This window comes from Gilliamella sp. wkB72, assembly GCF_001693745.1.
Lineage (GTDB): Bacteria > Pseudomonadota > Gammaproteobacteria > Enterobacterales > Orbaceae > Gilliamella > Gilliamella apicola_E.
In genome coordinates this window covers 243344-262924 of record NZ_LZEI01000011.1, presented here as the reverse complement: position 1 = coordinate 262924, position 19581 = coordinate 243344, and the positions used below count along the sequence as shown (strand labels likewise).

Genomic DNA, 19581 nt, shown 5'->3' with positions numbered 1-19581 from the left:
AAATCAAGGGACTGCGATATGATCGACTTTAGTAAAAAAATTAATTATCAACGATATGCAAGTAAACCGCGTGAAGCATTTGATGATTACTCGGTTTTACGCTTTTTCGAAAGTGATCGTGGTCGCATCCTCAATTCTGCTGCCATTAGGCGTTTACAACAAAAAACACAAGTATTTCCGTTAGAGCGTAATTCTGTCGTTCGAACACGCCTTACTCATTCAATGGAAGTACAACAAGTTGGTCGTTATATTGTAAAAGAGATTATTTATCGACTTAATAAATCTGGACAATTAAAAGCTTTTGGCCTTGAAAATTCAGTTATGTCAATTGAAAGCCTAGTTGAAATGGCTTGCTTAATGCATGATATAGGTAATCCACCATTTGGTCACTTTGGTGAAGCGGCAATCAATCATTGGTTTGGTATGCGTTTAGGTATAGATAAAACGTCATGCTACTCAGTGCTTAATATTCAGGATACTGATGATCAATCAACTCAATCATTAAAATTAAAAATACGCCAAGATCTCTCTAATTTTGAGGGTAATGCACAAGCGATTCGATTAGTTCATACGATTTTACGACTCAATTTAACTTACTCGCAAATTGCGTCAATTCTTAAATATTCGAAACCAGCTTATTGGTCTGATCCTATACCTGATGAATTTAATTACTTAATGAAAAAACCTGGGTATTATCTATCTGAAGAGTCTTTTATTAAAACACTTTCGGAACAACTTGATATCCAACCTTTCCATCGTTATCCGCTCACTTATATTATGGAAGCAGCAGATGATATTTCCTACTGTATCGCCGATCTTGAAGATGCTGTAGAAAAGAAAATTTTAACTGTTCAGCAGCTTTATCATTATTTAAAAGAAGCATGGGGACCCGTTAAAAAAGGTGATTTATTTGATGAAGTTGTGAATCGCCCTTATGAAAATTTGAAAAAGAATGAATTTGAAGCGATAGGTATCGACCAGTTTTTTATGTATCTGCGCGTAAATACCATTGGTCAACTCGTACCTCATGCAGCTGAACGATTTATCGAAAACATCGAAGCAATTTATCATGGTTCCTTTAATCATGCTCTACTTGAAGATCATGGTGCGGAATATAAATTACTTAGTATCTTCAAAACAGTTGGCTTTGAACACATCTTTAACCATGAAACGGTTGAAAATATCGAACTGCAAGGTTACCGAATCATTACTGGATTGCTAGAGATCTACAGCCCACTTTTAGCTATGCCTACTGATGATTTTATAAAATTAGTCAAAACAGGTAATCACAAAAAATATCCTATCGAAACTCGGTTGTATCACAAACTATCAGCAAAACATTGCGTAGCTTATCAACAAGCACTTGAGCAGATAGACAATCAACACTTTGATTGTTGGGAATTTTACTATCGTTGTCGTTTAATTCAAGATTATATCAGCGGTATGACCGACCATTTTGCTTATGATGAATATCGAAAATTAATGGTAACATTCTAATTTGGCACATTTAAAACAGCACCAAAAATAAGCACAAGCACCATATTAGTGCGACAATGAGGCTATTTTTAGCGTCAAAAACCCCGTTCCTCAACTTTTTTTTAAATAGCAACTAATAACCTTTACTCATTTTGAGTATTTCACAATATTAATCACCCTCTTTTTAATTTTTGGTACGCCCTTTGCATTAACTTTAATAAGATTAATAGTTATAAGGAGTAATGGATGAAATTTGTCACTGTAGTTATTAAACCTTTTAAATTAGAAGAGGTTAGGGAATCACTATCCAATATAGGTGTTACTGGTTTAACTGTTACTGAAGTTAAAGGTTTTGGCCGACAAAAAGGTCACGCCGAACTGTACCGAGGCGCTGAATACAATGTTAATTTTTTACCAAAAGTAAAAATAGAGTTAGCCATTAGCGATGAATTACTCGATGAAGTCATTAACACCATTACAAAAGCTGCGTATACCGGAAAAATAGGCGATGGCAAAATATTTGTTACGCCATTAGAACACGTAGTTCGAATTCGTACCGGCGAGACTGATGAGTCAGCACTATAACTATCAATAAGGATATCATTATGTTGAAGAAAATTATTCTCTCTTTAAGTTTAGTTTTAGCCAGTCCAGTCTTTGCCGACGAAGTGGAAATTGCGGATAAAGCCGATAATGGTTTTATGATGATTTGTACTGCATTAGTGTTATTTATGTCTGTGCCTGGTATTGCATTTTTTTATGGCGGATTATTACGATCTAAAAACGTGCTATCCATGTTATCGCAAGTCTTAGTCACCTTTTCTTTAATTGCTGTATTATGGATTACTTATGGGTATTCATTAGCATTTGGTGAAGGTAACTGGTTTTTCGGCAATTTTGAGCAATTCTTATTGGTTAATGTTGGTATTACTGATATTTCAGGTTCGATTTACGAACTAATTTGGATTGCATTCCAAGGTTCATTTGCTTGTATTACTTGTTGTTTGATCTTAGGTGCGTTTGCTGAAAGAGTTCGTTTTTCAGCTGTCCTTATTTTTATGGTGTTATGGTTTACTTTTTCCTATATTCCAATGGCACATATGGTATGGGGTGGGGGTATCCTTGGTGATGAAGGTGCATTGGATTTCGCTGGCGGAACCGTTGTGCACATCAATGCAGCTGTTGCCGGTCTATTAGGTGCTTATATGCTTAAAAGCCGTATTGGCTATAACCGTGAACCATTAAAACCATTCAACCTACCTTATGTTTATTTAGGGGCCGCAATATTATATATTGGTTGGTTTGGATTCAATGCAGGATCATCAACACACGCTGACGAAATCGCTGGACTAGCCTTCATCAATACCGTAGCTGCAACAGCCGCAGCCGTACTCGCCTGGACCATTGCCGAATGGATACTACGTGGCAAACCATCATGTTTAGGCGCTGCATCGGGTGTAATAGCTGGATTAGTTGGTGTAACACCTGCTGCTGGCTTTGTTGGTGTTGGTGGAGCAATGTTAATTGGGCTTGCTTGTGGTTTTGCAGGAGTATGGGGCGTATCATCTTTAAAAAGAGTCTTAAAAGTAGATGATACTTGCGACGTATTTGGCGTTCATGGCGTGTGTGGTATTGTTGGTTGTATATTAACTGGAGTATTTACCTCCGAATCACTGGGCGGTATAGGCTTTGCCGAAGGCGTTACTATGGCTAGTCAAGTTGGCATACAATTAATGAGTGTGATTACCTGTGTAATTTGGACTGCAATTATTGCCTTCATTGCTTATAAAATCGCTGATATTACAGTTGGTTTACGTGTTTCAGAAGAATATGAACGTGAAGGGCTTGATATTAACAGTCACGGTGAAAGCGCATTTAATAGTTAATATATAAAACTATAAATAAAAAAAATCTACAGTATGTTACTACTGTAGATTTTTAGCTTATTAATTATTGTTAAGTTTTTTTCTAGTCATCCCAAAGCATAATTGCATTATCTTCGGTTAAGACTAAAGGTGGAGCAAAAAGGTACTCTTTAAATTTAGTTGGTAATAGTTGAACATTATTTAAATTAAGTTGTATTTCTGGGTAAAATTTGGCAAATTCTTTTAAACGATCACTAAGTAATTCCATAACTTTATTGGACTCTTTGGCAATTAACATCTCTTCTTTTAACATGCCAATCTGTTTTTTATGGTGTTCTGATTCAAATATTTCAGGGAAAATAAATGAAAAACCTGATTTCTTATTAGTGTCATTATGATGTTCCCTGTATTCAGAATGGTGTAGCTTTAACTCCTTGATACGTAAACCAATAATTTCGTCGATGTGATCGGTATAATCATTTAATGTTGAATCTAAATAAGCTAAAGTTTTGTGTTCAGGAATAGCATCATTACTGTGCACTAAGGTAAATAATGGCTTTTTATATGTCTTCATTCTGTAACTTCCTTTTTAATTCAGGGTAAAAATAGAACAATAAATTTGATAATAAACACTCATTGCCAAGGTATATCTGTATAACTTTATGTTTATAAATAAAAATCAATTAAGATTTTTAAAATACTGCTATTTACTACTGACTATTAAAACTTGTGGTTTTTTTACAAAAAAGACCATACGATTACTATATGCCTATCAGACTAATTACTAGCTTATTTAAACCGGCTATTTTTTCAGTACCCTCCATAATATTTTGAAAAAACTAATTAAAAAAATACCAATTATGATCTACAAATCAAAGATTAACTAAATAAACTCTATCTGGATTAAAATAAATAAGACTTCTTACAACTAAACATTTATCACTCAGTCAAGCTATTCATCTTGATAAAATATTTGTCTTAGAATATAGATTAGGGGGCATATTGATACCTCAATCCAATCATTGGTTGATATAAGTCCATTTAAGAAGTATCAAATCTTCTTGAAAATGTTTGCAATAAAAGGGATAAACTCAACTACTAATTTATCGTATATCGGACTTAAACTCTTTCGTTATTACTCTACTAGAAAATATTTTTAGAAAATAATTAACTCTTGGTGATGCAAAATATTTTTAAGATAAAAATATATTACTTTATATTGGGACGATCAATAAATTTTTAAATACCAAAAGATAATATTACTTCATTTCTACTTTATTTAACTAAATAAACTAAATAACAAAATGTATCAACCTCGGTAAAGACTTTATTTTAAAGATGTAAAAAATACCTTAAAAAACATAAACTATTTTATCAATAACATTACTGTTTTTCAGGTTATTAAATACTAGTATTTTTTTATATTTTTGTCCAGTATTTGATAAATGATATATTGTTAATTTAATTTAGCGAGATTATTTAAACATTTCATTATTTTAATGGGCAGAATAACGGTGAAAAATATTATTGGCATTCTGATTATTTTTTTGCTCTTTTCACTCGAGCGATTTTGAGCTCAAAATTATTACAATATACTAATTGTTATCACGTCAAATATTCTTCAGGATAAAATAGTGGGGATCAGGGCAACTTATTGTATCTCCACGATAGATAAAAACAGTCTATGCTTAACGTTATAATATTTGTGAGTAACAAAAGAATCCTGTAAAGAATATTTAGACTATTGGTTAAAAAGTTAAGTACAAAACCTGTTTGAAGATAATTAAGTGTGGATAACCACACTTAATTTGTTGAATATTATTTCTTTAAATGTTTTAGATTTGGTAAGGCGATTGCAAACAAAATAATCACTACTCCAATCCATTGATTCAAATAGACCGATTCTTTTAAATAAAAATAAGAGCAGGTTACAGCTACAGGCAGTTCTGCAGCGGATAAAATCGCACTCAGCGAAATGCCGATTTTAGGCATACCGACTGAAAATAGAAAAGGGGGTAAGACTGTACCTAATAAGGCCAATAAAAATCCGAGTTGATAAATTTTATCGTCAATACTGAGTTCAAAGAAAAATAGTGGCGGAAAAATACAGAAAGTCACAATACAAGCACCGGTTATCATCAAGGCACTTTTCTCTAATTTTGGTAATTCATTGCCGATATTGCTACTAGTTGTAATAAAAAGCGAATACATAAGCGCTGCTAGAAAACCAAATAAACAACCTGTTAAATTTAATTCAATAGCTTGATTAAAAAGACCAGCAGCAAAACAACTACCAACAATTATGATAACGACTGTGACTAATTGAAGTGGTGAAGGTTTATTTTTAAAAATAACAAAATCAATAATGACACTAACCCATAAGTATTGCATAAGCAAAATAATCGCAATTGATGCTGGCACCAACTGTACACATTGATAATAGCAAATACCCACTAATCCGGGAAATATACCTACTGCACATACTTTCCATTTTGGGGTTAATGTTTTTTTATTTTTAATCTTTGATTGTTTGAGCGTTTTTACAATCAGATGGATCCCCCATAATATCAACATACCTAAAAAACATTGAACACCAGTAACTTGTCCTAGGGTATAACCTGATTGATAAGCGGTTTTTACAATAGAAGAGAGAACGCCAAAACTACACGCACCTAAAAAAACTAATAAACCACCAAAAAATTTTTCTTTCATACTAAAATCTCATTACTTTTAAAACTATATTTATCGCCAATAATTGGCGCATAAAACAATCATAGCCGACAAGCTATATCTTGCGGCTTTATGTCACTATTTTTTACGGTATGGTAATACTCAAAAAAACAGAGGATAAATAAGGGACGATGTATCCCTTATTTATATTGATAAGATGTTACTTCGCAGATTGTTTATAATTAAAGGTAAAATAAAAAACAAAACCTAAAATTAATGCGTAAGCCGCAAAAATTAACCATATTGAGTGCCAATCTTTTAATCCATCATGAGTATTGATATCAACGACAAAACCACTGATAAAAGAACCTATAATCGCACCAATACCATTAACCATCGTCATAAATAGCCCTTGGGCACTCGCACGTATATTAGAGTTAACTTCTTTCTCAATAAAGATAGAGCCTGAAATATTAAAGAAGTCAAAAGCACAACCATATACAATCATTGATAACATCAATAATACAAAACCAAATGGCGTTGGATCACCATAGGCAAAAAAGCCAAATCTAAGTGTCCAAGCGATTAAGCTGATTATTATGACTTTTTTGATTCCAAATTTCTTGAGAAAAAATGGGATCGTCAAAATGAAGGCAACTTCAGCCATTTGTGACACTGATAATAATATTGCTGGATGTTGTACAATCACGCTATCTTGAAATTCTGGGATTCTACCAAAATCTTTCAAAAATGCTCCGCCGAAGGTGTTGGTGATTTGTAATATAGCCCCTAATAGCATCGAAAAGAGAAAAAATATCGACATTACTGGGTTTTTCAATAATACAAACGCATCTAAACCAAGGCGTGAAATCCATGATTGTTGTTGATTAGTGATGACTTTAATATCAGGTAAAGTCGCACTGTAGATGACCAAAATAACAGACGCACCACAAGCAATATAGAGCTGTGCATTACTAATATCGAATTTTAGTAAACTGATTGTCCACATAGCAATAATAAAGCCTATTGTTCCAAAAACACGAATTTTTGGAAAAACGGTAACAGAGTCTAAATTGCTTTTATCTAAACAGTGATAACTAATTGAATTAGATAATGCAATTGTTGGCATAAAAGCCATTGCATTGATAAGCATCAACCAATAAAGTTGAATTGGTGTTGTTGCGGTTGCCGCATAAAATAGTGCAATAGCACAAACAGTATGGCAAAGCATAAATAAGTATTTTGGTGGAATAAATTTATCCGCAATTATTCCAATAATAAACGGCATAAATAATGCCGCAAAGCCTTTAGTGCTATAAACCAGACCGACTTCTGCACCAGAGAAATGCAACGTATTGATTAAATAAATACCAAAAGTTGTCAACCAGCTTCCCCAAATAAAATATTGGAAAAACATCATTACTTGTAATCTATGCTTCATGTTCATTATTTATATCCAAAATAAAGTGAACTGCTGATGTGAAATTATACAAATTAAAAACGCGCAATTGTTTTAGTTATCAATTGTAAGAAAGTTGATTTAACGCGTTCAGCTGTTTCAATCACTTCTTCATGCCCTAAAGGTTGATCTAAAATGCCACAAGCCATATTAGTTAAACATGAAATACCGATAGTTTTAATGCCAGAGTGATGAGCAATAATTGCTTCAGGAACCGTAGACATACCAACCGCATCAGCACCAAGGGTACGGATCATTCTGATTTCTGCTGGGGTTTCATAAGTAGGGCCTGTCCACCAAGCATAAACACCTTGTTGTAATGTGATATTTAGTTCCTTGGCTACTTCGCTAACTGTTGCTCTTAATTGCTTATTATAAACTTCGCTTACATCCAAAAAGCGAACCCCTAATTCAGGATTATTTGGCCCCATTAATGGATTATTAGCTGTTAAGTTAATATGATCAGTGATTATCATTAAATCCCCTGGCTTAAAGCTAGTATTGACTGCGCCACAAGCATTGGTAATGATTAGTTTTTCAACGCCTAGCATTTTCATTACACGCACAGGGAAGGTAACTTGATCTAATGAAAAACCTTCATAGTAATGAAAACGGCCTTTCATTGCGACAACAGTCTTATCACCGCATTTACCAATCACTAATTCATTTGCATGGCCAACAGCAGCAGATTTAGCAAAGTGAGGGATATTGTCATAAGGAATATGGACGGCATCTTCAAGAGTATCGGCAAAAGGACCTAAACCTGATCCAAGTATAATCCCGATTGTTGGTTTTTTGTCTGTGTGTTGTTGAATATAGTTAACTGCTTGTTGAATATCTGCTGTTTGATGCATAACACTATCCTTTCAAATTTTAGTAGATACTTAATTGATAAAACTGTGTGATCAAAATCATAAATAGAAAAAGTTCACGTAATCTATAATAAAAACAAAGTCATTTTTATTTTTAGCGTATATTATGATGGTCTTCGACCAATAAAGAAAGACGTGGGATGAGATATCTTCGTATAAAAAAGTTAATGTATTGTTTTTATTATGATAATTAATATTTGGTTTTGATTAATTTTGAATTAATTTAAGTAAAAACTGCATATTATTTGAGAATACGTTCTTTAGTCGAATAAATAACTCCTTGAGTATCTCTAAAAAATCCAACTAATGTTAACTGACACTGTTTAGCTTGTTCAATCGCCATAGAAGTTGCTGCTGAAACGGCAAAGAGGATCTCGACTCCACAACGGGCTGTTTTTTGTACCATTTCATAACTTGCCCGACTTGAAACAAGAATTACCCCTTTTAAATTTTCATTATGTTTTCGTAGAAATGTGGCACGATAGCCTAATAGCTTATCTAAAGCGACATGCCTACCCACATCTTCAAATCCAACAATAAAATTACCGTTTAAATCTAACCATACCGCAGCATGAGTACAACCAGTTTGGCTGCCCACAGTTTGAACCTTCTTCAGATAATTAAGGGACTGTTCAAAATCAGAAAGATGAATTTTATCGTTTAAAGAAAGGGGGGGAATAAACTGGCAAACTTGCTCTATCTGTTCGGTACCACAAATTCCACAGCCACTTCTACCAGTTAAATTTCGACGTTTTTCTTTTAATTGCATAAAACGTCGTGAAGATAGCTCAATATGGACTTCAATGCCTTGCTTAGTATCGATGATCTCAATACCATAAATTTCATCAACAGACTCGATGATTTTTTCTGTTAATGAAAAGCCAATAGCAAAATAATTAAGATCTTTGGGTGTTGCCATCATCACCACGTGAGAAATACCGTTATAAATAAGCGCAACAGGTTTTTCAATTGCGACAGTATCTTCTTGCAATGGTTGTAATTGACCTTGTTTAAATTTATTCACATTACATTTTTCAATGCCTACTGTCATGGTATGTCTCATCATTATTAGCAATTTAATTCCAATTATAATAACTGAGGTTGATATCAATAAAAAGCCTGTCATTTAACTTATTACTTTTGTTAGTTTCTACCAATGATTAGTCGAACTATACTGCTTTTGTTGTGTTAAAATGAGTTATTCTAAAAAAATAGAAGCTAAAAAATTATGTCATTAAATGAGATTACGCATACTATTATGCAATTTATTGAGCATCATCAAATTTGGGCATTGCCAATTATTTTCATATTAGCGTTTGGCGAGTCATTAGCGATTATTTCATTGCTGGTACCTGCTACAGCAATTTTATTAGGTGCAGGAGCATTAGTGGGAACAGGGGTGATCTCATTTGTTCCTGTTTTGATATCGGCATCATTAGGTGCCATTGTAGGGGATTTCATCTCTTATTGGTTAGGTAAACATTATCACCAACAGGTAATCTCTTCATGGCCTTTAAATAAATACCCAAAAATGATATTTCGTGCTGAACAATTTTTCCAGCGATACGGTACTTTCGGCGTGTTTATTGGTCGATTCTTTGGACCATTACGTGCAATCGTTCCATTAATTGCAGGAACAATGCATATGCCAGCAGCAAAATTCAATATCGCCAATATTGCTTCAGCACCAATCTGGGCATTTGTTTTATTGGCACCCGGTGCATTTGGGGTGCCATGGTTAGAAACCTTGTTTGGTTAAATGGTACCAATTGTATAACTACGACGCCCACTTTTGCGACCAAGCGCTTCTAAATTGGTTTGTAAAGGTGGGAATGGCAATGTCAAATTATGTTGGCGATAAGCTTCAAGAATCAATTTCTGTATTGAGCTACGTAATTTCATACGATGTCCCATTTCAGCTGCAAAAACACGTAGCTCAAATAATTGAATACCTTCTTGAATATCCACTAAAAAAACTTGCGGTTCAGGATCGTTAAGAACAAATTCACACTCCTCTGAAACTTGTTGTAATAGCTTCATAACCAGTTCACTATCGGCATCAATCGTAGCGGGTATAGTTAACACAATACGAGTAATTGAGTCAGATAAAGACCAGTTGACCAATTGTTCAGTAATAAAAGCCTTATTTGGCATAACAATTTCTTTACGATCCCAATCAACAATCGTTATTGCACGAGTATTAATTTTGGTAATATTACCTGTTAAATCACGAATAGTTACGGTATCGCCAATTCTTACCGGTTTTTCAAACAGAATAATTAAGCCAGAAATAAAGTTAGCAAAAATCTCTTGTAAACCAAATCCTAAACCAACACCTAATGCCGCTATTAACCACTGAATCTTAGACCAATCAATCCCGATAAATGAAAAAGCAATCATACAACCAACCATCAAAATAATATATTTTGATACGGTTGAAATGGCATATCCAGTGCCGGGTGCGAGGTCTAAATGTTGTAAAATGCCTAACTCAAGCAGCGCAGGTAAGTTTTTTACTAACTGAACAGTAATGGTCATAACCAAGATCGCGATACAGACAGCACCTAGGGTAATATGTTGTTCAATTTCGTTGCCATTAATAATGGTACTTGTTCCCCATAGCTTGATATTATTCATAAAGGCAAAAGCGGAATGAAGTTCAGACCAAAGTAAAATCATACTAATTAAAGCAATTAGCATAATAATTGACCTGACTAGTTGTAATGATTGGGCACTGATCGCATCTAAGTCGATAACAGGTTCATCCATATTATCATTTAATGGGGTGAGATCTTCTTCAATTCCTTTAGCGCGTTGCATACGTTCTAATCGACGTTGTTTTGTACGTTCAAATTCAATTCGTCGTTTTTGTATCCACATCCAACGGCGTATCATAAAATAGACCACTAACAAGCCAAACCAGATAATGACCGAAGCTTCTAATCGTCCTAATAACACTTCAGCTGTCGATAAATAACCTAAACAAGCAGCAATAATGGCTAACCATGGTGCACTCAACAACACAAACCACAGAATATGACTTAATAAATTATCGCCAGATCCTTTTTTATCGATATAAAGTGGAACTCCAGCGCGATGAATAGAATTAGTCATAAATACGAGTGCAAAACAGAGAATAATGAACGCAGTTCGACCGATAGTTGCTGCAAATTGACGATTGTTAAACTGATCAAAGCTCATTACTACCATTACTAAAGGGATAACCACCCAAACCGACAGTTGATAATATTTCATAGCTTGACGGACATTTTTCTTTGACCATCCAAAATGAGTAATAAATAGCCCATTTTGAGACGCAAAATGCGCGGTGATAATAAACACCCACAAAATTGGAGCAGCTGCATTAACGCCATAGCCTAGAGCAACGGCTACAGGATAATCCCAGTTAATTTGAAGAGCATAACCCAAAGCAGCCCATAAAATAGGAACCGGCAATGCCATAATTAATGATAAAACAATCACTTCCAAAGTAAGTGAATAACTATCTTGGGTGACTTTACCAACCCGAGCCGCCGATTTATTTAAGAAAGCGTTATATTTTCCTCGCATTTTGAAATGTACAAATACAAACAATAAAGATAATACTAGGAAAAACAGTGGTTTTGGCGCACTAAGCACTTCAACACCAGCATTATATAGTTGTGACAGCGTATCAATTTGAACGGTGACATAAACGACATCTCTGGCTAAATCAAGAATAAAACTTAATGAAACGGGATTGACGTCAGCAACCCAGAAAAAGTAACGGTGTGCAGCATCATTAACCTCATCGATAGCATTGGTTAGTTGCTTATTCGATATTTTTAATTTAGTTAGTTCAAGAATCGTGGTATCAGTACCCGAAATCAACGTTTTGATGAGCTCACTTTGTTCTCTTAATAAACGGCGATATTGACTAGCTGATTTTAGATTATTTAAATTACTTGGTAACGTAGGGTAACTATCTAGCCTAGCTAAGGTATTTGAATAATTGAGTTGCTGAACTTTGGCTTCTGCGATTTCAGCATCAAGGGGTTGTGATTTAGGTTTTTCAGGTAATCGTAATAACTGTTGGCGAAGGGTTTCACCTAATGCTGTTGAAAAACTTAACCATTCGCCCTGTTCAGCAAGGGTTGCGAGCGTATTTTGAACATGGGAAATTTGGGTATTAATATTATTTTGTTCATTGATGATGCTGGTTAAATGCGCTTTTTGATACTCCATATTCTGACGAAGATCTTCATTTTTTTCATTAAGCTTAGCAATAACTTCGGTAAGCTGATCTTCATTATCAATATTGGGTATTGATTCTTCAGCAAAAGCAAAGCAAGACAGAAGGAGTAATATTCCACCCAAAAAACCACGCATCAACATAAAGTTAGATCCTTTCAGCTAGTTTTTGACCTACACGAGTAACGTCACCAAGTTTAAGATGGCTGTCAAATTCAACAGCATTTGAAGCAAACAGCGTAATAACGGTTGAACCTAATTTAAAGCAACCCATATCTTCACCCTTCGCTAATTTAATCTGACCAGAATAAGTCCAACGTTTCATTATGCCGTCGCGAGGAGGCGTAATAACGCCTTCCCAATTTAATTCAATACTTCCTACAATCGTTGCCCCAACCATAATTTGTGCCATTGGTCCAAATTCAGTTTCAAATAGACAAATTACACGTTCATTTCGAGCAAAAATATTAGGAATAGTTTCTGTTGTTGCTTTATTAACTGAAAATAGCGAGCCAGGAACATAAATCATCTCACGCAATATACCATCACAAGGCATGTGAAAACGATGGTAGTTTTTAGGTGATAAATAGGTAGTTGCAAAAGATCCATTTTTAAAAAACTTAATCATATCAGGATGACAAGCAAGCAGTGATTCTAAAGAATAAAAATGTCCTTTAGCTTGCAAAAGAAGATTATCTTGAATGTTACCAAATTGACTAATTACCCCATCTGCTGGCATTACAATACTATTTGCCGCATCATCGATTGTTCGCGCATCTTCTTTTAGCTCACGAGCGAAAAAGTCATTGAACGTTTTGTACTCTTTAGCATCAGTCAATTTAGCTTCACTTAAATCGATTTTATATAATTTACAAAAACCGATAATCATCCATGTAGTGACTTTTCCTAAACGTCTGTTAGCTAACCAACCAAATAGGGTAGTTAATAATTGTTTTGGAAGAAGATACTGAATAATTGCTTTTAACTGATTTAACATAGATAGCTCTCAAATTATTTTCGAAATAATGCATTATATCAATATTTATTCTGAAAGTATAAATAGCACAACTTAATTCATATTTTGTGGCAAAGATCACAAGCATTTTAAAAATTTTGCCAAACTTCACTAACAATGGCAGTCAATTAAAAGTGTCTATCAAAATAGTTCTCTAGACTATCCCCATTAGCAAAATTGAGGGTAGTTATAATGGCAGATAGATATATTGCTGCAATTGATTTAGGTGCATCTAGTGGCCGAGTTATGTTGTCGAGTTATCAATCTCAAAAAATTACATTAACAGAAATCCACCGATTCAGTAATGGGTATAAAAGTGATGGTAAAAATTTTTGTTGGGATTTGAACTATTTAGAACAAGAAATCTTAAATGGATTAAACAAAATTATTCAACAAGGAATCAAACTCGATAGTATTGGTATAGATACATGGGGCGTTGATTATGTATTGCTTGACAAGCAAGGCCAAATCGTCGGACCGACATACTCTTATCGCGATCATCGTACTGACAATATCATGTCAAAGGTACAAGATGAAATTGGAACAGAAAATATTTATCAAAAAACCGGAATTCAATTCTTAACCTTCAATACACTCTATCAACTCAAAGCTATGATGCTTGAATCACCATCTTGGCTATCGCAAGTATCTGATTTTGTGATGATTCCTGATTACCTAATTTATCGATTGACCGGTGTTTTAAATCGTGAATATACCAATGCCACCACAACCCAACTTGTTAATGTTGCAACTCAAACTTGGGACAAAGATCTACTTGATTATCTAGGCATACCACGTAAATGGTTTGGTGATATTTGTATGCCCGGAAACCAAGTTGGATATTGGCAAAGTGCAAACGGCGATCGTATTCCAGTAATTGCAATTGCAAGCCATGATACTGCCAGTGCTGTTATTGCTGCGCCATTAATGGACCAACATAGTGCTTATTTATGTTCAGGTACTTGGTCACTTATGGGATTGGAATCTAAACAACCTTTCACTGGAAAAGAAGCGTTAAAAGCGAATATTACCAATGAAGGTGGTGTTGATGGTAATTATCGAGTGTTAAAAAACATCATGGGATTATGGTTATTCCAACGCGTTTGTTCTGAACACGAAGTCAAAGATATCAATCAATTAATCACATTGGCAAAACAAGAGCAACCTTTTGCTTTTCTCATTAATCCTAATGATCCAAGGTTTCTAAATCCTGATGATATGACAGAAACCATCAAACAGGTATGTTTAGAAAACATTGGTCAGGCGCCTAAAAATCTCCCTCAATTGGTGAGATGTATTTTTGACAGCCTAGCACATCTATATCGAGATGTATTAAACGAATTATCGATGCTAAGTGGTAAACCAATTAACACATTACATATTGTCGGTGGTGGTTGCCAAAATGCTTTTTTAAACCAGTTATGTGCTGACTTATGCAATGTCAATGTTACCGCAGGTCCTATTGAATCATCAGCCTTAGGCAATGTGGGTTACCAGTTAATTTCATTAGGTGAAATTGCTGATGTTAACGCATTAAGACAACTCATTTCACAGAATTTTGACACTAAATATTATCAACCCAAAAGTAATTAACCAATTATAGAAAAATTTTATATTTATTAAGGAGTATTTCATGAGCGCAATTGAAAATGCCTATCAGATCGCTAAAGCAAGATTTGCTGAAATCGGTGTGGATACAGATGCTGCTATAGCAGCAATGGCAAAATTACCGATTTCTGTACATTGCTGGCAAGGCGATGATGTTGCTGGTTTTGAAAAGCAAGAAGGTGAATTAACTGGTGGTATACAAGCGACAGGTAATTATCCGGGTAAAGCTCGTAATGCAGATGAATTAAGATCAGATTTAGATAAAGCCTTTAGCCTTATACCAGGACCAAAACGATTAAATCTACATGCTTCTTATTTAGAATCAGATCAAAAAGTCGATCGTAATGAAGTCAAACCAGAACACTTTGCCAATTGGGTCAAATGGGCTAAAAAACATCAGATTGGTCTAGATTTCAATCCAACATATTTTTCACACCCTTTGAGTAACGAAGGCACTCTTACTCATGTTAATCCAGAAATTCGTCAATTCTGGATAGATCACGGAAAAGCTTGTCGTAAGGTATCAGAATATTTTGGTAAAGAATTAGGTACACCATCAGTCATGAATATCTGGCTACCAGATGGAATGAAAGACATTACTGTCGATAAATTTGCACCAAGACAACATTTAGTTGAATCATTGGATGAAATTATTCGAGAAAAGATTGATCAAAAATATCACATTGATGCAGTCGAAAGTAAATTATTCGGTATTGGTCTTGAATCTTATACTGCTGGATCAAATGAATTCTATCTCGCTTATGCTACATCACGTAAAACTGCACTATGTTTAGATGCTGGACATTTCCATCCAACTGAAGTCATTTCAGACAAAATTTCTGCCGTAATGCCTTTTGTTGAACATCTTTTACTACATGTTAGCCGTCCAGTGCGTTGGGATAGTGATCACGTAGTGCTCTTTGATGATGAAACTCAAAATATCGCGAGCGAAATCATTCGAAACAAACTATTTGACCGAGTACATATTGGTTTAGATTTCTTTGATGCCTCTATAAACCGTATTGCCGCTTGGGTAATTGGCACTCGCAACATGAAAAAATGTTTGTTAAAAGCACTATTAGAACCTACCGAACAATTAAAAAAATATGAACACGATCGTGACTTTACTTCACGACTAGCATTACTCGAAGAACAAAAATCATTACCTTGGCAAGCAGTTTGGGATCAGTACTGTTTATTGAATGACGTACCAGTTGGTAGCCGATGGTTAGATGAAGTTCGTCAATATGAAACAACAGTTTTAACTAAACGATCATAAGGAAAACAAAATGCAACAGATTCTTTCTTCTTGGTTTGTAAAAGGGATGATCAAAGCCACTTACGATATGTGGTTAAAAGGATGGGATGAGCGTAATGGTGGTAATGTTAGCTTAAGATTACTTGAAAGTGATGTGGTCTCTTTTCAAAGTGACTTTTATAAAAATCCCCGTCACGTATCGTTAACACAAGATGTGACTAAACTTGCTAACCAGTACTTTATTGTCACAGGATCAGGTAAGTTTTTCCGCAATGTCATTTTAGATCCTGCTGATACGTTAGCCATTGTCAAAATTGATGAACAAGGCAAGGGTTATTACATCATGTGGGGATTAATAAATGGTGGATTACCGACTTCTGAACTCGCTGCTCATCTGCAATCACATATTGTAAGAATCGAACAAAGCCAAGGAAAAGACCGCGTGATCATGCACTGTCATGCGACCAATTTAATTGCATTAACTTATGTCCTAGAACTTGATACTGCGGTAATAACGCGATTGTTGTGGGAAATGAGTACCGAATGTTTAGTTGTATTTCCAGATGGTGTTGGTGTCGTTCCTTGGATGGTTCCAGGTAAAGACGAAATTGGTTATGCCACTGCAAAACAGATGGCAAAACATAGTTTAGTGTTATGGGCTTTCCATGGTGTATTTGGAACAGGACCAACGTTAGATGAAGCTTTCGGCTTGATTGATACAGCTGAAAAATCAGCAGAAGTTCTTGTAAAAGTCCTATCAATGGGAGGAAAACGTCAAACCATATCCACGGAAGAGTTCAGATTATTAGCTGAGCGTTTTGATGTGAACCCTATGGAAGAAGCATTAAAACAGTAAAAGCTACTAATAAAAAATATCAAATTATATTTCAAAAATATAAGGATAAATATATGGGTAGTTCAATTATTTTAGGCATATTTTGGCACTTTGTTGGTGCCGCTTCTGCCGCGTGTTTTTACGCACCACTTAAAAAAGTAAAAAATTGGTCATGGGAAACCATGTGGTCAATAGCCGGACTATTTTCATGGATCATATTGCCATGGTCAATTAGTTACTTCTTATTGCCTGACTTTTGGTCTTATTACGGATCGTTTAGTTCAGATATATTAATTCCAGTTTTCTTATTTGGCGCCATGTGGGGAGTAGGTAACATTGGTTACGGACTAACAATGCGTTATTTAGGCATGTCGATGGGCATAGGTATTGCGATTGGCATAACCTTAATCGTTGGTACGCTAATGACGCCAATACTACAAGGTAAATTTGGTGAATTATTGGCTTCAACTGGCGGAAAAATGACATTATTAGGTGTCGTTGTTGCTGTTATTGGTGTCGCTATCGTAACTTATGCGGGTTTATTGAAAGAAAAAACACTTGGAGTACAAGTTGAAGATTTTAATTTAAAGAAAGGACTTCTTCTTGCCATCATGTGTGGTATCTTCTCTGCTGGTATGTCATTTGCCATGAGTGCAGCAGTACCAATGCACGAAAAAGCTGCCGAACTTGGCGTAGACCATCTATACGTAGCTCTCCCAAGCTATGTCATTATTATGGGTGGTGGTGCAATTATTAATCTAGGTTTCTGTATTAGTCGACTCTGCGCTAAAAAAGAACTTTCATTTAAAAAAGACATCTCAGTTGCCAAATCCCTACTTATTAGCAACATACTATTTGCCATTTTAGGTGGCGCAATGTGGTATTTCCAATTCTTCTTCTATGCTTGGGGTCATGCAAATATTCCAACTGAATATGGTTTCATGAGTTGGATGTTACATATGAGTTTCTATGTACTTTGTGGTGGTATTGTTGGATTAGCACTAAAAGAGTGGTTTGGTACTGGCAAAAAACCAGTACGAATACTTTGTATTGGCTGCTTAGTTATCATTGTTGCAGCGAACATTGTTGGTTTAGGCATGACGAATTAAAAGGAAAACATTATGGCTTATAGAATGATTCTAAATGAAACATCTTACTTTGGCGCTGGTTCAATCAGCCACATCGTAGATGAAGTAAAAAAACGGGGTTTTAAAAAAGCATTAGTCGTTACTGACAAAGATTTAATTAAATTCCAAGTAGCAACTAAAGTAACAAAACTATTAGATGACAATGGCTTTGCTTATCAAATATTTGATGAAGTCATGCCAAATCCAACTATTGGTATTGTTCAAAAAGGGGTTGAAGTCTTCAAACAATCGGGTGCCGACTACCTAATTGCAATTGGTGGTGGCTCACCACAAGATACCGCAAAAGCGATCGGTATTATTATCAACAATCCAGAATTTTCTGATGTTCGTAGTCTTGAAGGGGTAGCGCCAACGAAAAAACCAGCAGTACCCACAATCGCTATTCCTACAACAGCAGGTACAGCAGCTGAAGTGACCATTAACTACGTCATTACCGATGAAGAGAAAAAACGTAAATTTGTCTGCGTTGACCCTCACGATATTCCCGTTGTCGCAATCATAGATTCCGATATGATGACAAGTATGCCAGCGAGTTTAAAAGCAGCAACAGGTGTTGATGCCTTAACTCACGCCATTGAAGGTTATATAACCAAAGGCGCTTGGGAACTATCAGACATGTTCCATCTTAAAGCAATAGAAGTCATATCTCGTTCATTACGTGACTCAGTAAAAGGGATTGCAAAAGGTTCTCAAGACATGGCATTAGGCCAATATATTGCTGGCATGGGCTTTTCAAATGTGGGATTAGGTTTAGTTCACGGAATGGCTCACCCACTTGGAGCATTTTATGGAACGCCTCACGGTGTAGCTAATGCGGTACTTTTACCTCATATCATGGCTTACAATGCCGAATTTACTGGTGAAAAATATCGTGATATTGCTAAAGCGATGGGAGTGGCTAAAACAGAACAAATGACGATCGAACAAGCAAGAAAAGCTGCTGTCGATGCTGTTAAACAACTTAACGTAGATGTTGGTATCCCTCCTACATTAAAAGATATTGGCGTAAAACTTGAGGATATCCCTGCGTTAGCTCAAGCTGCTTTTGATGATGTTTGTACCGGAGGCAATCCGCGTGACACTAACGTAAAAGAAATTGAGCAACTATATCATTCTATTTACCAATAAAAAATTGAATGTACACG

At 35.2% G+C, this 19581-nt stretch carries 15 protein-coding genes and 1 pseudogene; 9 read left to right on the top strand and 7 right to left on the bottom strand.

Annotated elements, in window-relative coordinates:
• Positions 1-18 precede the first annotated feature (18 nt).
• The 3 genes from dgt (at position 19) to amtB (ending at position 3362) form a co-directional block, all read left to right on the top strand.
• On the top strand, positions 19-1497 hold the full coding sequence (gene dgt / locus A9G07_RS07025) for a dGTPase (RefSeq protein WP_065734596.1): 1479 nt from the start codon (positions 19-21) through the stop codon (positions 1495-1497).
• A 225-nt stretch (positions 1498-1722) separates the two neighbouring features.
• Positions 1723-2061: a P-II family nitrogen regulator gene (gene glnK, locus A9G07_RS07020; protein ID WP_065562562.1), complete on the top strand. Its 339-nt coding sequence runs from the start codon at positions 1723-1725 to the stop codon at positions 2059-2061.
• A gap of 20 nt (positions 2062-2081) precedes the next feature.
• Positions 2082-3362: an ammonium transporter AmtB gene (gene amtB, locus A9G07_RS07015; RefSeq protein WP_065734595.1), complete on the top strand. Its 1281-nt coding sequence runs from the start codon at positions 2082-2084 to the stop codon at positions 3360-3362.
• Positions 3363-3444: 82 nt separating this feature from the next.
• On the opposite strand, the gene A9G07_RS07010 is transcribed toward amtB, so the two are convergent.
• From A9G07_RS07010 to fdhD, 5 genes are all read right to left on the bottom strand, one after another.
• Positions 3445-3915: a hypothetical protein gene (locus A9G07_RS07010; protein WP_065562560.1), complete on the bottom strand. Its 471-nt coding sequence runs from the start codon at positions 3913-3915 to the stop codon at positions 3445-3447.
• A gap of 1244 nt (positions 3916-5159) precedes the next feature.
• On the bottom strand, positions 5160-6053 hold the full coding sequence (locus A9G07_RS07005; RefSeq protein WP_065734594.1) for an EamA family transporter: 894 nt from the start codon (positions 6051-6053) through the stop codon (positions 5160-5162).
• A gap of 178 nt (positions 6054-6231) precedes the next feature.
• On the bottom strand, positions 6232-7458 hold the full coding sequence (locus A9G07_RS07000) for a nucleoside permease (RefSeq protein ID WP_065734593.1): 1227 nt from the start codon (positions 7456-7458) through the stop codon (positions 6232-6234).
• Positions 7459-7505: 47 nt separating this feature from the next.
• Positions 7506-8324: a purine-nucleoside phosphorylase gene (locus tag A9G07_RS06995; RefSeq protein ID WP_065562557.1), complete on the bottom strand. Its 819-nt coding sequence runs from the start codon at positions 8322-8324 to the stop codon at positions 7506-7508.
• Positions 8325-8583: 259 nt separating this feature from the next.
• Complete coding sequence (fdhD, locus tag A9G07_RS06990; protein ID WP_065734592.1) at positions 8584-9393, bottom strand: formate dehydrogenase accessory sulfurtransferase FdhD; 810 nt, start codon at positions 9391-9393, stop codon at positions 8584-8586.
• Positions 9394-9570: 177 nt separating this feature from the next.
• Between fdhD and A9G07_RS06985 the strand changes: the two genes are divergently transcribed.
• Positions 9571-10101 (top strand): DedA family protein, encoded by a 531-nt coding sequence (locus A9G07_RS06985; protein WP_065734591.1) that lies wholly within the window; start codon positions 9571-9573, stop codon positions 10099-10101.
• Here the strand turns inward: A9G07_RS06985 and mscM are convergent.
• Both mscM and asd read right to left on the bottom strand, forming a co-directional pair.
• Positions 10098-12716: a miniconductance mechanosensitive channel MscM gene (gene mscM / locus A9G07_RS06980; protein WP_065562554.1), complete on the bottom strand. Its 2619-nt coding sequence runs from the start codon at positions 12714-12716 to the stop codon at positions 10098-10100. The two genes, A9G07_RS06985 and mscM, sit on opposite strands and share 4 nt — an antisense overlap.
• Positions 12717-12723: 7 nt before the next feature.
• Positions 12724-13569: pseudogene (gene asd / locus A9G07_RS06975) on the bottom strand (archaetidylserine decarboxylase); the annotation flags it as partial.
• Positions 13570-13779: 210 nt separating this feature from the next.
• Between asd and rhaB the strand changes: the two are divergent.
• From rhaB to fucO, 5 genes are read left to right on the top strand one after another with little or no spacing between them, the layout of a single operon-like run.
• Positions 13780-15180: a rhamnulokinase gene (gene rhaB / locus A9G07_RS06970; protein ID WP_065734589.1), complete on the top strand. Its 1401-nt coding sequence runs from the start codon at positions 13780-13782 to the stop codon at positions 15178-15180.
• A 40-nt stretch (positions 15181-15220) separates the two neighbouring features.
• Positions 15221-16474 (top strand): L-rhamnose isomerase, encoded by a 1254-nt coding sequence (locus A9G07_RS06965; RefSeq protein WP_065734588.1) that lies wholly within the window; start codon positions 15221-15223, stop codon positions 16472-16474.
• 10 nt (positions 16475-16484) lie between these two features.
• Positions 16485-17309: a rhamnulose-1-phosphate aldolase gene (gene rhaD, locus A9G07_RS06960; protein WP_065562550.1), complete on the top strand. Its 825-nt coding sequence runs from the start codon at positions 16485-16487 to the stop codon at positions 17307-17309.
• A 53-nt stretch (positions 17310-17362) separates the two neighbouring features.
• Positions 17363-18397 (top strand): L-rhamnose/proton symporter RhaT, encoded by a 1035-nt coding sequence (gene rhaT, locus A9G07_RS06955; protein ID WP_065562549.1) that lies wholly within the window; start codon positions 17363-17365, stop codon positions 18395-18397.
• 12 nt (positions 18398-18409) lie between these two features.
• Complete coding sequence (gene fucO / locus A9G07_RS06950; RefSeq protein ID WP_065734587.1) at positions 18410-19564, top strand: lactaldehyde reductase; 1155 nt, start codon at positions 18410-18412, stop codon at positions 19562-19564.
• Positions 19565-19581 lie beyond the last annotated feature (17 nt).

Coding starts and splice junctions, on each gene's coding strand:
- A9G07_RS06985 (WP_065734591.1), top strand. CDS start 9,571: ATGTCATTAAATGAGATTACGCATACTATTATGCAATTTATTGAGCAT.
- A9G07_RS07005 (WP_065734594.1), bottom strand. CDS start 6,053: ATGAAAGAAAAATTTTTTGGTGGTTTATTAGTTTTTTTAGGTGCGTGT.
- rhaD (WP_065562550.1), top strand. CDS start 16,485: ATGCAACAGATTCTTTCTTCTTGGTTTGTAAAAGGGATGATCAAAGCC.
- dgt (WP_065734596.1), top strand. CDS start 19: ATGATCGACTTTAGTAAAAAAATTAATTATCAACGATATGCAAGTAAA.
- A9G07_RS07010 (WP_065562560.1), bottom strand. CDS start 3,915: ATGAAGACATATAAAAAGCCATTATTTACCTTAGTGCACAGTAATGAT.
- rhaB (WP_065734589.1), top strand. CDS start 13,780: ATGGCAGATAGATATATTGCTGCAATTGATTTAGGTGCATCTAGTGGC.
- amtB (WP_065734595.1), top strand. CDS start 2,082: ATGTTGAAGAAAATTATTCTCTCTTTAAGTTTAGTTTTAGCCAGTCCA.
- glnK (WP_065562562.1), top strand. CDS start 1,723: ATGAAATTTGTCACTGTAGTTATTAAACCTTTTAAATTAGAAGAGGTT.
- mscM (WP_065562554.1), bottom strand. CDS start 12,716: ATGTTGATGCGTGGTTTTTTGGGTGGAATATTACTCCTTCTGTCTTGC.
- A9G07_RS07000 (WP_065734593.1), bottom strand. CDS start 7,458: ATGAACATGAAGCATAGATTACAAGTAATGATGTTTTTCCAATATTTT.
- rhaT (WP_065562549.1), top strand. CDS start 17,363: ATGGGTAGTTCAATTATTTTAGGCATATTTTGGCACTTTGTTGGTGCC.
- fucO (WP_065734587.1), top strand. CDS start 18,410: ATGGCTTATAGAATGATTCTAAATGAAACATCTTACTTTGGCGCTGGT.
- fdhD (WP_065734592.1), bottom strand. CDS start 9,393: ATGACAGTAGGCATTGAAAAATGTAATGTGAATAAATTTAAACAAGGT.
- A9G07_RS06965 (WP_065734588.1), top strand. CDS start 15,221: ATGAGCGCAATTGAAAATGCCTATCAGATCGCTAAAGCAAGATTTGCT.
- A9G07_RS06995 (WP_065562557.1), bottom strand. CDS start 8,324: ATGCATCAAACAGCAGATATTCAACAAGCAGTTAACTATATTCAACAA.